15 protein-coding genes are annotated in these 14,703 nt (G+C 37.1%); 7 read left to right on the top strand and 8 right to left on the bottom strand.

Going from position 1 to position 14,703, the window contains the following annotated elements; translation table 11 throughout:
• Positions 1 to 261 precede the first annotated feature (261 nt).
• Both M3627_RS05870 and M3627_RS05865 read left to right on the top strand, forming a co-directional pair.
• Positions 262 to 882 (top strand): DUF47 domain-containing protein, encoded by a 621-nt coding sequence (locus tag M3627_RS05870; protein ID WP_169358471.1) that lies wholly within the window; start codon positions 262 to 264, stop codon positions 880 to 882.
• Between the two features lie 11 nt (positions 883 to 893).
• Positions 894 to 1,892: an inorganic phosphate transporter gene (locus tag M3627_RS05865; RefSeq protein WP_251553296.1), complete on the top strand. Its 999-nt coding sequence runs from the start codon at positions 894 to 896 to the stop codon at positions 1,890 to 1,892.
• A 39-nt stretch (positions 1,893 to 1,931) separates the two neighbouring features.
• Here M3627_RS05865 and M3627_RS05860 read toward each other — a convergent pair whose 3' ends face one another.
• Positions 1,932 to 2,564 (bottom strand): pentapeptide repeat-containing protein, encoded by a 633-nt coding sequence (locus tag M3627_RS05860; RefSeq protein WP_169358469.1) that lies wholly within the window; start codon positions 2,562 to 2,564, stop codon positions 1,932 to 1,934.
• A 155-nt stretch (positions 2,565 to 2,719) separates the two neighbouring features.
• Here M3627_RS05860 and M3627_RS05855 point away from each other — a divergent pair, with 155 nt between their 5' ends.
• Positions 2,720 to 4,852: an MMPL family transporter gene (locus tag M3627_RS05855; protein ID WP_251553295.1), complete on the top strand. Its 2,133-nt coding sequence runs from the start codon at positions 2,720 to 2,722 to the stop codon at positions 4,850 to 4,852.
• A 385-nt stretch (positions 4,853 to 5,237) separates the two neighbouring features.
• On the opposite strand, the gene M3627_RS05850 is transcribed toward M3627_RS05855, so the two are convergent.
• Positions 5,238 to 5,846, bottom strand: a complete 609-nt coding sequence (locus M3627_RS05850; RefSeq protein ID WP_251553294.1) for an alpha/beta hydrolase — start codon at positions 5,844 to 5,846, stop codon at positions 5,238 to 5,240.
• A 72-nt stretch (positions 5,847 to 5,918) separates the two neighbouring features.
• On the bottom strand, positions 5,919 to 6,938 hold the full coding sequence (locus M3627_RS05845) for a beta-carotene 15,15'-monooxygenase (protein WP_251553293.1): 1,020 nt from the start codon (positions 6,936 to 6,938) through the stop codon (positions 5,919 to 5,921).
• A gap of 98 nt (positions 6,939 to 7,036) precedes the next feature.
• Between M3627_RS05845 and ade the strand changes: the two genes are divergently transcribed.
• Positions 7,037 to 8,785: an adenine deaminase gene (ade, locus tag M3627_RS05840; protein WP_251553292.1), complete on the top strand. Its 1,749-nt coding sequence runs from the start codon at positions 7,037 to 7,039 to the stop codon at positions 8,783 to 8,785.
• A 466-nt stretch (positions 8,786 to 9,251) separates the two neighbouring features.
• Here the strand turns inward: ade and M3627_RS05835 are convergent, their stop codons facing one another.
• A complete protein-coding gene (locus M3627_RS05835) occupies positions 9,252 to 9,626 on the bottom strand; it encodes a DUF3221 domain-containing protein (protein ID WP_169358465.1) in 375 nt (124 codons plus the stop codon).
• Between the two features lie 12 nt (positions 9,627 to 9,638).
• Positions 9,639 to 10,109 carry a hypothetical protein gene (locus tag M3627_RS05830; RefSeq protein ID WP_169358464.1) on the bottom strand — a complete coding sequence of 157 codons (471 nt, stop codon included), beginning with the start codon at positions 10,107 to 10,109 and terminating at the stop codon, positions 9,639 to 9,641.
• A gap of 385 nt (positions 10,110 to 10,494) precedes the next feature.
• Here M3627_RS05830 and M3627_RS05825 point away from each other — a divergent pair, with 385 nt between their 5' ends.
• Entirely contained in the window at positions 10,495 to 10,869 is a 375-nt protein-coding gene (locus M3627_RS05825; RefSeq protein ID WP_169358463.1) for a nucleotide excision repair endonuclease, read from the top strand.
• 35 nt (positions 10,870 to 10,904) lie between these two features.
• Here the strand turns inward: M3627_RS05825 and M3627_RS05820 are convergent, their stop codons facing one another.
• The 3 genes from M3627_RS05820 to M3627_RS05810 all read right to left on the bottom strand — a co-directional run bounded on the left by M3627_RS05820 (position 10,905) and on the right by M3627_RS05810 (position 12,957).
• On the bottom strand, positions 10,905 to 11,897 hold the full coding sequence (locus M3627_RS05820; RefSeq protein ID WP_251553291.1) for an NAD(P)/FAD-dependent oxidoreductase: 993 nt from the start codon (positions 11,895 to 11,897) through the stop codon (positions 10,905 to 10,907).
• A 34-nt stretch (positions 11,898 to 11,931) separates the two neighbouring features.
• On the bottom strand, positions 11,932 to 12,321 hold the full coding sequence (locus M3627_RS05815) for a thiol-disulfide oxidoreductase DCC family protein (RefSeq protein ID WP_251553290.1): 390 nt from the start codon (positions 12,319 to 12,321) through the stop codon (positions 11,932 to 11,934).
• Between the two features lie 156 nt (positions 12,322 to 12,477).
• Entirely contained in the window at positions 12,478 to 12,957 is a 480-nt protein-coding gene (locus M3627_RS05810) for a TraR/DksA C4-type zinc finger protein (protein WP_251553289.1), read from the bottom strand.
• A gap of 129 nt (positions 12,958 to 13,086) precedes the next feature.
• On the opposite strand from M3627_RS05810, the gene M3627_RS05805 reads away from it, so the two are divergent.
• Entirely contained in the window at positions 13,087 to 13,713 is a 627-nt protein-coding gene (locus M3627_RS05805; RefSeq protein ID WP_169358459.1) for a YfbR-like 5'-deoxynucleotidase, read from the top strand.
• 87 nt (positions 13,714 to 13,800) lie between these two features.
• Positions 13,801 to 14,445 (top strand): GntR family transcriptional regulator, encoded by a 645-nt coding sequence (locus M3627_RS05800; protein ID WP_169358458.1) that lies wholly within the window; start codon positions 13,801 to 13,803, stop codon positions 14,443 to 14,445.
• The last annotated feature ends 258 nt before the right edge of the window (positions 14,446 to 14,703 follow it).

The raw sequence follows: 14,703 nt of genomic DNA, 5'->3' as shown, positions 1-14,703 counted from the left end.
CATTTAATAACTTCTTTAGTAGTTATACGTATCTAAATTCAGAAGGTTTCAATATTTTTAATAATTAGTACACTATCATTTTTTTCTATATAAAGTAGCTTTTATTGTCAAATTTTAATCTTTTTTAGACGCTTGAATTGTTACAGGATTGTAAATTTATCGATTTTAAAGTAAAAAGTGTGTTGATTTTGTAAGTTTTTTGGTATGCTATTTGAGGAAAATTCATACTAACTACACCATTTTAAAGTCTAGGAGGCTTTTATGATTAGCTCAAAAAAACAAGATCCTTTTTTCCTATCCCTTTTAAAGATAGCTGAAAACGTACGTGAAGCCACTCATTATGCAGATGATTTCCGTATTAATAACGCTTCAGATTTAAAAGAAATTAGCTTACACCTTAAGAATTACGAAACAGCTGGGGATACATTAATCCATGAGTTGATTGTTATGTTAAACAAATCATTTATGACTCCAATTGAACGTGAGGATATTCTGGAACTAGCTATCCGAATGGATGACATTCTAGACGGAATTGACAATTTTACGGCACATCTTGAAATGTTCACATTAGTTGAAATTGATGAGTCAATGCGTACATTCCTAGGCTATATTGTTAAAAGTACGGACGAGATTGTAAAAGCGATGGAGCTATTAGCTCAGAAGAAATTGCTTAAGATGCATGAACATTCCATTCTAATCAAGGATTATGAACGTAAATGTGATGAGGTGCTTCGTACTTCCATTAAGCAGCTTTTCTTAAACGAAAAAGATCCGATTCGTATTATTCAATTTAAGGATATTTACGAGCAATTAGAAGATATCGCAGATTATTGTCAAAACGTAGCAAATACGCTTGAAACAATTATTATGCGTAACGCGTAGGAGCTTTCATTATGGATACTATTTTTATATTAACGATCCTAGTTGTGTTTTTTGCCCTTGCCTTTGACTTTATCAATGGTTTCCATGATACCGCAAACGCAATTGCCACTTCTGTTTCAACAAGAGCTTTAAAACCAAAAGTTGCAGTTTACATGGCCGCTATTATGAACTTTGTGGGTGCTCTAACTTTTACAGGGGTTGCTAAAACAATTACGAAGGATATTGTCGATCCTTTTACACTTCAAAACGGATCATTAATTATTTTGGCAGCTTTACTTTCAGCGATTATTTGGAACTTAGTTACCTGGTATTACGGAATTCCATCTAGCTCATCTCATACCCTAATTGGTTCTATTGCAGGGGCAGCTATCTCTGCGGCAGGGTTTGGAGTTTTAAATTATGATGGGTTCACTAATATCTTGATAGCTTTAGTCGTATCACCATTTCTTGCTTTAGCAGTTGGATTTTTAATGATGTCACTATTTAAGGTGATTTTTAAACGAGGAAGCCTTTATGGGACAAACAAAAGATTTCGTATCTTCCAAATAGGAACAGCAGCACTTCAATCGTTTACCCACGGTACAAATGATGCCCAAAAAGCAATGGGGATTATCACGATGGCCCTTATTGCAGCACAATGGCAAGCTACAGATGACATCCAGCTGTGGGTTCGTATTGCAGCAGCAACTGCGATGGGTCTTGGTACATCTATCGGTGGCTATAAAATCATTAAAACTGTTGGTGGTAAAATCATGAAGATCCGCCCTATTAATGGGGCAGCAGCTGACTTATCGTCTGCTATGATTATTTTTGGTGCTACAACTATTCATTTACCAGTTTCTACAACACACGTTATTTCATCCGCTATTATGGGGGTTGGGGCAGCTCAGCGTGTGAAAGGGGTAAAATGGGGAGTCGCTAAAAAAATTGTATTAACTTGGATTATTACTTTACCGATATCAGCCGTAGTAGCAGCTATCATCTTCCAAGTCTTAAATTTATTCTTTTAAATAATTAAAACCTCGTAATTGAATACGAGGTTTTTTCTTTTACTCTTTTATAATCACTCCTAACGATTTGGCAAATCCTATAGCTTGTTCCATGGAAACTGTGCAGCCTTTTAAATCCTCAAGGGATACTAATAGGTTTTCATATGTAGTGCTGCTCAAGTCAACCCCATCTAAAGATGTATCCGTAAAGTTAGCCTCATCTATTTCACATGTTTCGAATTCAATATGCTGTAAGGTGGCATCAATAAAGTCTGCATGATTTAATGTACAGTTATTAAAGGATACCTTTTTCAACTTAGAAAAACTTAGATTCAGGTAGTTCGCATGGTTTTCACAAACTCTCACATCAGTTAGCCTCGCATCCGCAAAATTTGCTCCAAAGAGCTTACACGCTAAGAATTCCACTCGATGAAATACTGCCTGTTCCATTACTACATTAGAAAGATCACATTTTTCAAAAATACAATCTATAAATTCCACTTGGTATAAATGTAAATCCACAAAGGAAGCTTGTTTGAAAAGTACTTGATCAAAGATTATCTTTCCTTCTGATTCCTCAATACCTTCAAGCGAACAAACAGTGGAGTTGGAAATATAATAATCCTCTTGTAAAGCTTCGTTTAAATTAATTTGTTCTGGGTTCTCATTGAGTTTTGGAGATGTAATTTTCACTTATATTCCTCCTTCAAAAACTTTCTTTTATCATAGCATTATATTAGCAGTTAAACTTGCTTTCCATTACAATAAAAAGGAAACTCTACCACTGAAACGGGTAGGTTTAACATAAGAGCTATATTACTACTTGGCTTTATCTAAGGAGGAAATATATGAAATTTTTAGCTAACCTGGTGACACGCCATTATAAAGTCACTTTGGGAGTTTGGATCATCCTGTTTGTGGCTCTTGCTTTTTTTGCATTACGTCTTCCATCTTTATTGGAGGGTGACGGCTTTAAAATGGACGGAGAACACCAGCAAGTAATGGATGAGCTAACTGAAACCTTTGATTTACCAGCCGAGACACTCTTCATCGTATTCGATCAAACATCCGATCAAACAATACAAGATACGTTAGATGATATAGAAAACTTAAAAATAGTGAAAGATATCCAATCACCCTTGGAGGATTCTACTCTCTATAAGGAAAATGTATCATACGCAATGTTGCACTTTAACACGGATACCGAGAACATGTCAGAGGTAGTTGATGACATTCGTCAATCTATCGGAAACGAAAAGGGTGTCACTTTAACTGGGGCTGCCGCCATCAATAAAGATATTAACACGGCAAGCCAAAAGGACTTGGCTAGTGCAGAAGCAATCGGTCTTCCAATAGCATTGGTCGTTCTGCTCCTTGCATTTGGAAGTGTAGTTGCCGCTTTGGTACCAATTGCTGTGGGTATTGTCACAGTAGTTTCAGCACTTGGAGTCATGACATTCTTTGGCGAAGCCATGGATTTATCTATTTTCGTCCTTAACATAGTTCCAATGCTCGGGCTTGCGTTAAGTATTGACTTTGCTTTATTACTAATTAATCGTTATAAAGAAGAGCTTACCGAAAAGTCCGTTGTAGAGGCTGTCCAAGTCTCTATAAAAACAGCTGGTCGCTCTATTATTTTCTCTGCACTTTGTGTATTTATTGGACTTGGAGCCATGTTTGTATTAGAAGTAGAGATCTTTCAAAATATAGCTCTTGGTGGTATGCTTGTCGTCGCTATGGCAGTATTGGGATCCATTACCCTATTACCAGCCTTACTGATGGTATTAGGTGATCGTATTAATAAATGGACTATCTTGCGTGTGAAGCCTGGTGCCTCTACCAAGTGGAGAAACTTTGCCTCCTTTGTGATGAAGCGACCTGTTACTTTAATCATTGTAGCTTTTGTGTTGCTCGGGATAGGTATAATCCCGGTAAAAGAAATGACATTAACCATCCCATCAGTAGAATCTCTACCTAAGGACTATGATTCCCGTCAAGCTTATGAAGTGATGGAGGATGAGTTTAATATGGGGGACCAGTCTACGATTTACGTGGTGGCTGATCGACCAGGTGGCTGGGAAAATACAGATGGCCTAAACACTATGAAAAATTTAGAAGAGCAGCTTTTGAAGGATCCTGATGTTAAATCAGTAGATACTGTCTTTTCGGCTAGTGAAATACCTACCGTCGAACAGTGGGAGCAAAGCATGTTGATTCCAGAGGTTTCAGGTCAGCTCACCCCACTATTGGATACCTTTGTCCAAGGTGACAAATTAATGATTCCTGTTACATTAGGACTTAATGGCTCATCTGATGAAGCACAGGATTGGGCAAGAGAATGGGCAGATAAAGACGTTGGCACAGATATTTTATTAGGTGGTCAACCTAAGTTTAATCAAGAAATATTTGATGAAATTTTTGATAAGGTCGGGATATTGCTAGGAATAATATTGGGCTCTACCTTTATCATTTTAACCATCGCCTTCCGTTCCGTGCTTATACCTTTAAAAGCAATTATTATGAATGTAATTGGTTTAGCCTCCACGTTTGGCATACTTGTTTATATATTTCAGTATGGCCATTTTGGTTTAGAGGAAACGACCATTGCCTTAATAATTCCAGTCATTGTTTTCAGTTTAGTCTTTGGGCTAAGTATGGACTATGAGGTATTCCTCATCTCCCGTATTCAAGAGGAGTATATGAAACATCACAATAATACGAAAGCAACTGTAGATGGATTAACCTCCACTAGTAAAATAATTACCTCTGCAGCATTAATTATGATTGTTATCACCGGTGCATTTGCCTTCACAGAGGTTATGCCAGTCAAGCAAATTGGTATCGGAATAGCTATAGCCGTGGCTATCGATGCTTCAATTATCCGCTTACTATTAGTTCCAAGCTTGATGAAACTTTTTGGTAAATGGAACTGGTGGCTACCTTTTAGAAAGGGACCTTACAAAGCGAAAAACTTCCATTAAAATTGAAAGTCAAAACTTAAACACAACAAAGAGACCGGGACAAAACTCTACTCCAAATTAACAGCCTCAAAAATTTTACAAGGGGCCATCTATTCGAATTATCAGTAGTTGTTTTCCGTTACAGCGACGCTTTCCGGGGGCACGGCTTCAATCTCCTCGTCGCTTTGCTCCTGCGGGGCTTTCAGCTCGCGCTGTTCCCCCAGGAGTCGCCGCTTCCTCTTCAAACAACTAAAGTAGAAAGTTTTTCATACAGGAAACGGATCGGCCTAATAATAAAGTAAAAACGTGAAATCGAGTTTTCCGGTTTCACGTTTTTTATTGAGAGACTAGTTATGTCCCAGCCTCTTTGTATTTTATAAAATAGTTAGTTCACAGGTCAGTTCCTCTAGAAATTTGCTTTATACCATTCCTTTGCAGCTTGTACTTCGCTTTGTGTTAACTGATGACCGTATTCATGCCAGTGCATCTCCACACTAGCGCCTGCATTTTGCAATAAGTCCTTCAGTTCTTCAGATTCAGCTGCCGGGCACATAAAGTCGTTCTTTCCTGCTCCTATGAACACCGAAGTACCTGACATGACTGGTATCTCTACTCCACGCCTCGGCACCATCGGATGATGGAGAATCGCACCTTTTACGACATCCTTATATTCAAATAAAAGGTTCCCTGCAATGTTAGCTCCATTAGAATAACCAATCGCTACTACTTGATCACGATCAAATTTATAGGTTTGAGCTGCTTCATCTAGGAAGCTTTTTAATTCCTCTGTACGAGCCTGCAGGTCCTCGAGATCAAAAACCCCTTCCGCAAGACGTTTAAAAAACCGAGGCATTCCGTTTTCTAGCACATTCCCTCGCACACTCAGAATATTAGCTGAGCTGTCTATCTCTTTCCCTAGTCCAACTAAATCATGCTCATTACCACCTGTACCATGCAATAACAATAAGGTCGGTCTCGAAGAATTCTCCCCTGGAAAAAATAAATGCTTCATCATTAAAAGCTCCTCTTTTATCTCGAATTTGAGATAATTATAGCCAACATATATTTTCTCGTCAAATGATGCGCTTTACGTTGTTTCTAATATTTCCCTCAGCCTTTGTGGTTCATCTACTCGGATGGCAAACTGCGTAACTACTTTTTCCTTCCCCATGAACATTGTCGCCTCTATAGGTTCATGCAAGTGGATTAAGGCTTGGGGTTCTAATGGTTCAAAATCACGATACATAAATTGAAGTGTGTGCTTATCCGGAACAGCCACACCCCATTCTACATTCTTAATCAGATGTAGCGGGACAACAATTCGAGCACTAAGTCCTTGTGTCACATACAGGTTACCGTTTTTTATCTCTGCGGGGTGTAAACGTGTTACTTGAATATCAGCTAGGAAATAGAAAACACTATAAATATTAAAGACCAATAACACGAATGACAGGAGAATCGATTTGTCGTGTAGCCACCAATGAAGCCCAATTGTTTCTATAATAATTGCATGTATAATCATTACATTAAAAGCAATGTAGCTTGTTTTTTTGTGTAAAGTAACTATATTTGGATGACTAGGGGCCTTCTTTTTCCATGTAAAAATTGCATAATAAAACATTAAAAATTCAGAAACGATAATACGTATAAGAATATTTTTTGTAACTACCTGTTTAATAGAAGGTATGAGGCTAAACAATGGCGAAGTTTTCATATCCGTCATGGAAGCTTTAATTTTTGGGGTTTTATAAATGACTAAAACTATTAAACTTAACTCTGCCAAAATCAAAAGTGCTTCAAAAACAATTCCCAGATATAGAATTCCTTTAAACGGGGAAAACAATTCAGAAGGTATAAAAAATCTAGCAATAACTAATCCTCCAACCATAAGACCTATTACTTGTTTGAAGGAAATCTTAAAGATTGCATAAACGAGTAAAGGTGCAACAATTGCTAAATCTATAAGAGACCCAATAGCAACTCCACTATTAAGCTGAAGTGAAAAGAAATCCTGCACTTGTGGTCGATACACTAGAAAATTAGAAAGAAGTACTAGCAGCAAAAAAGCTAAGGCTATATTCGCAGTCTGTGTTTTTCGATAAACCATTTCAATCCCCCCTGTACGATTATATTTTAATTATAACTTTCCTTATAATCCCAGCACTACTATAATTAATAAAATATTCAAAAAAGGAGCACAAATTTGTGAACATTCGTGTAGAACAACTAAAAGAAAGAATTTTAGCCTCTCAAGGGAAAGAACAAGCTGATTTCATTCTTCGCAATGCGAAGATAGCAGATGTATTTTCATTAGAATGGAAATTAGCAGACATTGTTGTGACAAACGGTCACATCGTTGCAGTGGATACAACTGGAGCATTTATAGCAAAGGCTGAGCAAGACGCTGAAGGTAAGTATGTCGTCCCCGGTCTAATTGACGCTCATATACATATTGAATCTTCAATGGTAACCCCATTAGCATTTAGTCGAATCCTCCTTCCACATGGTGTCACAACAGTTATTACAGATCCTCACGAGATAGCCAATGTCTCCGGAGCTGACGGGATTCAATTTATGATAGATGATTCTTTAAAAAGTGAGATGGATATTCATATTATGCTACCCTCTAGCGTCCCAGCCACACCTTTTGAACATGCCGGAGCCGTCCTAAAAGCTAAGGAGCTACAACCTTTCTTAACTAAGGAGAAGGTCCTTGGGTTGGCTGAAGTAATGGACTTCCCTGCTGTCCTTTCGGGAGATTCTGATATGTTAGACAAGATTGCAATGGCCCTTGAAGCTAATGTTCCTATAGATGGTCACGGTGCTGGACTTAAGCCAAATCAAATTACAGGCTACCGAGTGGCAGGTATCCATACTGATCATGAATGTATAACGGCAGAAGAAGCATTAGATCGAGTAGCACAAGGTATGTATGTTTTAGTTCGGGAAGGATCTGCAGCCAAAAATTTAAGAGATGTACTGCCCGCTGTAAATACACAAAATGCACGTAGATTTATGTTTTGTACGGACGATAAGCATTTGGATGAATTGATAGAGGAAGGAAGCATCGACCATGCCATACGTCTAGCTATCAAGGAAGGAATGGAGCCATTACAAGCAATTCAATTAGCAACATTAAATGCCGCTGAATGCTACAAATTGTATAACAAAGGTGCCATAGCTCCAGGTTTCATTGCAGACTTTTTTATGATTGATAGCCTGGAATCCTTTCGTGCCATTTCCGTTTGGAAGAATGGACTAAAGATTGCTGAAGATAACAAAATGCTAAAAGTAAATGCTTCCGAAGATTACTTACCACAGCATATTGCAAATACTGTTTCATTACCAACGCTTTCAGTAGCTGACTTTTCCATCCCCTTAACCAATGATGGAACCGCAAATGTTATTGAAATAATGCCCAATCAAATTACAACTCGTAAAAAAGTGCTAAAGGTTCCTGTAATAGAAGGTTTCTTCACTCCTTGTACAGAACATGATTTACTTAAGCTAGCAGTAATTGAGAGACACCAGGCCTCAGGGAACATTGGTCTTGGAATTGTGCACGGGTTTGGTATTAAGATGGGTGCAATAGCAACTACTATCGCTCATGATTCACATAACATGGTTGTACTTGGGACAAATGATGAGGATATGCTTGCAGCCTGTAAACATTTAGAGAGTATACAGGGTGGGGTTGTAATCATAAATGATGGAAAGGTATTAGCTTCCCTCTCCTTACCTATAGCAGGTTTAATGTCCGATAAACCTGCAACGCAAACTGCTAAAGAGTTAAAAATTTTACATGAATCATTAATCTCCATTCATCCGAACTTAGATTTCCACTTATTATTAACTTTGTCATTTGTAAGCTTACCAGTTATACCTGAACTAAAATTAACTGATACCGGGCTTTTTGATGTAGTTGCCTACAAGCACATTCCAATTCAGGCATAGGTTCATTCTCCCCTAGAGGAGTCAACTCGTTTCCTATAGGCTTTGAGCAGACTTATTCAATATCATCTCCATATAAAAGGGCGTGGTCGTCACTATCTTAATGACCACATCCCACTATTGTGTTTTATGGATTAGCTAGTCCCTCCCTCTTGTTTTAATTGTCTAAAGTTTACTACTAAAATCCTTAACGCTCTTGCATACCTCACTTCATTTTTTAAATAAAAAGGGTAGGGTTGATTTATAATGTAAGGAAATCTTAGATTAGAGAGTAGAATTGATTTTTCGCACCAGCCGGACGCTTTCCTCGGGGTGAGCAATAAGTAGAAATATATTTAATGTATTGATAAAGCGGTTTATGGTTTACAGTCACTATAAAAAAAGAATTGTTAGTCAAAATCAACCAATAACTTTAACAAACTAATAAAAAAAATTCCCCATAGCAATTGGCGCTATGGAGAACTTTAGATTATTCTTCTACTTTTTCAATCGTTTTAGCTTCACCTGATGCTGGATGAGATTCCTTCAGGGATTCATATCCGACTTTGACTAGATCATACAATTCTAACTCATTGCGCTGAGCCATCGAAATATTAAACCAAGTAGCACTTTTCCCAGCTTCTAGTGCTTCTTCTACCGATAAAGTGCGCGCTTCATCTTCACTTAAATCTTCTACAACAAGAATACCACTATCCTTCGTGTCTATAATAATCCCAGTGATATAGCCAATTGGCTGTGCTTGAGTAGGATTATTCTCAAAGAAGTTCATGATGAAGTAAAAGGTCGTTCCAATTGCGATGAGTAAAATCCCAATAATAATTACTACCGTTGTTTTACCTTTCATACAAAAACCTCCTTATCTTTTTGCAGTAAGACGGAAGCCTTCTTCTAAAAGATATGCTTTTGCTTCATTGTAGGTGCCAAAGCTCTCCTCTAGGTTATAACCATGGTAGACATTCCAAAGAGTATCCTCTTGTAAAAGAGTTAGCTTAGAGCTTTCTTTGTTTGTCCACTCCTCCTCTACTTCTTCGTCAATCAATTCTTCTTCCTCAGTCGCTAAATAGGCAATAGAATCTTTAATCATTTGGCGTAGCTCATCCGCTGATACTTCTCTAATATTAACTAATCCTTTTTCTTTTGCTTCATATTGTGGAAGATCTCCAACATACACAAAGCCATTGCCATTAGGATGAAGATGGTAGATTACAGTTGTTTTATCATATAAGCTTTCTTCATAATGGTAGTTAACTCGCTTCATCGATACTTCCTTACGAGTTAATTCAGGAAACTCTTGAATAATTGCTTCTTTCTCTTCAAATGTTAGCATATGATTCCTCTTTCTTTTCTTATCTTTAGTTTATTATTATAGCATAAATTCTACCCTCTTCGCGTCCACCACTCTGCTACTATTATAAAACAAATGACAACCGCAATTGCCACAGCAAAAAACCAATCAGGTATGCTTCCCAATATTATATCCTCCTAACAAACCCGTACTAACTAAGGCAAATATATATTTATTCTGTTCAGGAGACACATCTCTCCTTCCATTCTAGCTGGGCTCTACCTTATTATCCTTAAAATTACTATACTTGTTCCTATTGATTATATTCACTTTATCTTACTTCAAATTTAATCCTGTCTCTTGCGAATAGATATTACTGCTAAATTGTGATAAACTAAAGGACAGACAATAAGAGGACGTGAGAGAAATGATTAAAATTGAATTACCAAAACCAACCGTTACTATTACACAACGCACGCAAGCACTTAAAGAAGGAGAAGTTGAAATCCCATCTATCTATGGGTTTATCGATTTCCACCAAATCCCTCGTGATAAAGGCGGCATCTTTATGTTTTATAACAAAAATGATGAGCTATTATTTGTAGGAAAAGCCCGTAAAATTCGTCAGCGCATTAAAAAGCATTTTGAAGATAATGTTTCCCCGATGATTAAACATCGCGACGAAGTATACAAAATTAGCGTGTGTATAGTGGAAGAGGCTATGGATCGTGAAATATATGAAACATATGCGATTAATACCTTAAAGGCTAAATACAATATTGATAAAGTATTTTATAAGTAAGATATCTCATGCCTCATGATAGAGGCATGAGTTTTTTATTTTGTTTCTTCAAAAATACTCGTACTGTGCTTTGGCTGCACTCTTGCTTTCGGATCTAATGATGCTTTTATATGACTGATTGCATTAGGAACTTCACCAAATCCAACTGCAATTAGCTTTACTTTACCTGCGTGTGTACACACATCACCAGCAGCATATATGCCTTCTATACTTGTTTCCATTTTTTCATTCACTATTACCGAATTCTTTTCCATTTCTAGACCCCAGCTTTTAAGCGGTCCAAGAGATGCTACGTTGCCATAGTTGACTAGCACATGGTCTACAGGAATTCTTTCCTCTACTTTATCCTTGCTCACTACAACAACTTCTTGGATATGTTCTCCATCACCAACTAGTTCTTTGACCGCATAGGAAGTTTTAACATGTACTTTTGAATCTTGAAGCTGTTGTACGGATTTTTCATGAGCCGTGAATTGCTCACGACGATGGCAGAGGGTTACTTTTGAAGCAATATTCTCTAACATTAACGACCAGTCTAGGGCAGAATCTCCGCCGCCTAGTACTAATACATTAGAATTTTGAAAGTCATTTAAGTCCTTTACTTTATAATATAAATTTTTACCCTCATATTCCTTAGCTCCCGGAACAGTTAATTTACGTGGTTGAAATGAACCTACACCAGATGTGAGAAGGATAGTTTTGGAATAGTGAATATCCTTGTCAGTTTTCAATATAAAATATTCATCGTGTTTTTCTAGCTCGTTTGCCGTTTCCTCTAAACATATGGTTGGATCACTATAGGAAGCCTGTTCAACTAAATTTGCCACCAAATCCTTTGCCAATATTTTGGGCAAGCCACCAATATCATATATATACTTATCTGGGTAAAGCTCCATTAGCTGTCCACCTAGCTCTGGAAGGCTATCAATTATTTTCACCTTTAAATCACGGAGCCCCGCATAAAAGGATGCAAACAATCCAGTTGGACCTCCCCCTATAATTGTTACGTCATACACTTCATGTTTCATGTTGAACAATCACCTCATTAATCTATTATTTACTTTATAAGAAACGGCTTCGTACTTCTGGAGAGGGTATCATACAGCTCTCCTTTTTACCAAACCAACGATAACGATTTTTTGCGATGAATTTGTAAACACTGTTTCTAATTGGTTTAGGAACAAGTATAAAAATATAAAGATACCTCCATAAACCACTTAAATTTCTACACACTCTTAACGCTCCATCGGAAAATTTGTAGACTTTTTCATCTTCTATCAAGATGAAACTATCGATGTGATTCGAGATACCATATTTTTCTTTCAATTCCACTCCCGCATCACTTTGAAGTGCAGCAAACTTAAAATAACCACGTGTGTCTCGTTTTATTATAAATTGAACACTGGAATCACAAAAATTACATTCTCCATCAAACATAACGATAGCTGCCATTTAATCTTCCCCCTTGCTTCTAGTGTATCAGAAAGAATTTGGACTGTTAAATGACAGGGGCTAAATTCCCTTAATACTTTTGGCGGAGAGAATAGAGCGCATAAAATAGAAAAAAAAGATGCCCAATAACTTTGGAAATGGCATCTTTTAATTAGTTTATTTGTCTTGCGGAGTATCTGATGAGCCATAGGATTCTACATCCTCGAAGATATTACTGTAGTCTCTAAGTTCTTTTTCTTCCTGTTCTACTGGACGGTCTGTATCAGGTTTTAATATATCTTCTTCGACTGGACGGAAGTCTTCTATCTCCTGTTGGGCGTCCTCAATACAGGTTAATGCTGTTGGTTTAGCTTCTAACCGTTCAATAGGGATTTGCTTGTTACATACCATACATTTTCCGTAAGTTCCCTCATCCATAGCCTGAAGCGCAGCCTTTATATCTTCTATTTCCTCTTCATTATGCTTTCGTATGGCTAATCTCGTATGCTGGTCAGTTAAATCCGTTGCATTATCTGCAGGATGATTATCGTATTGGGATAACTCCGTTGTTTCAAATTCTTCATCGCTATTTAAACTTTCCTCTAATTCTTTAAATCGGTTAAGTAATTCCTCTTTTAGTTTTTCATATTTGGCCATGTCAATTCCTCCTTAGGTTAGTATAGGATTACCCGAAAGTCGGGAAAATAAAACTAAATCGATTCGCTAGAGTTTCTCTTACATAAAATACGGATATGTTAGTAATATATAGAGAAGGAGTGATTGTAAATGGGAATTCACCGTTTTTTTATGAGCATGAATGAGTTGGAGAGAATTATACGAGCACCAGGAAGGTTCAAATATGAAGAGCATAATGTAGCAGCCCATTCTTGGAAGGTCGCTCAATATGCAATGTTCTTTGGAACTATAGAGGAAAATCATGGAGCGACAATTAACTGGAAATCTTTGTATGAGAAAACTATTAACCATGACTTTGCAGAGATTTTTATAGGTGATATTAAAACACCAGTAAAACATGCTTCTCCTGAGTTAAAACAAATGCTTTCACACGTGGAAGAGAAAATGATGGAAAAATTTATACTAAATGAAATACCTGAAGAATTCCAACCTGTATTTTTTGATCGAATGAAAGAGGGTAAGGACGAAACAATTGAAGGTCGTTTGCTAGAGCTAGCAGATAAAATGGATCAGGTTTATGAAGCTTTTACAGAGCTACAGCACGGCAATACTGACCCAGAATTTATCAAGATGTATGAGACTGCATTAAGAAAGATATTACACTTACCACTTAAAGAAAGTGTTACCTATTTTAAGGAAGTCATGCTCCAGGATATTATTGCTGAGGAATCTGTCATAGACGTTAAAAATATTACGTTAAAAATTTTAGTAGAATAAGGAAAATTTTTCAATAAAACCTGCGATATATTGCATAATATAGTGTATAATATGAAACAACTAATACTTTTTGAAGGAGGTTGTTTTATGCCTATACCAATTGACCATACCAAACCAGTACGTACTACCGCTAAGCTACATGCGTTCAATCAGCTACAACAATGGATTATCGATGGTACTCTTCAACCAGATGAGAAGCTAAACGATATAGAGCTAGCACAAGCTTTAGGTGTTAGTCGTACACCAATAAGAGAATCACTTCAGCTATTGGAATCCCAGGGCTTTGTATCCATGCAACCAGGAAGAGCAACACAGGTTACTCCTGTGGAACCGGAGGACATTTATAATTTACTCCCTCCTTTAGCAGCATTACAAGCGCTCGCAGCTGAACTTGCAACTCCTAATATGGACGAAGAAATTTTAAATATGCTCGAAGAAAAAAATAAAGAATTCGCAACGGCGCTGCAAGCTAAAGAATTTACAAAAGCACTAAAAATTGATGAAGAATTCCATCAGCTGATTGTGGATCGTGCGAATAATCCATACATATTCTCTATGGTAGAAATGCTCCAGGCTCATGTAAGAAGACTTTATTATTACGAAAAAATTAATTTAAGAGAGCAATCAATTAAACAACATCAAGAATTAATTCAGTTATTTAAAGACAAGGAAGTTTCAAAGCTTACAGAAGTAATGCGCGCTAACTGGATTTATACGATTGAAGAATTTTAATTACCTTAAAAAAATAGCTTTGTTAAAGTTATTGGTTTATTTTGGATAGACATTGCGTTTTTATACTGACTGTACAATTTAAATGGCTAGTTAGAACAAAATTAGATTATAGCGTGTGGTTGGAGTCAGTTTTCCGGTATTATTTATGCGAGTAATTTATAAATAGGATTTATTGAAATACAGCCCTACTCCATTTATTGATTGGAGCGCCAGACAGCGACTCCTGTGGGATGAGTGAGACAGTTAAGACATCACAAC

It is taken from the genome of Psychrobacillus sp. MER TA 171 (genome assembly GCF_023713305.1).
In the GTDB taxonomy this organism is placed as follows: domain Bacteria; phylum Bacillota; class Bacilli; order Bacillales_A; family Planococcaceae; genus Psychrobacillus.
The sequence above is the reverse complement of the archived record's forward strand: the minus strand, read 5'-3'. Positions and strand labels throughout refer to the sequence as shown.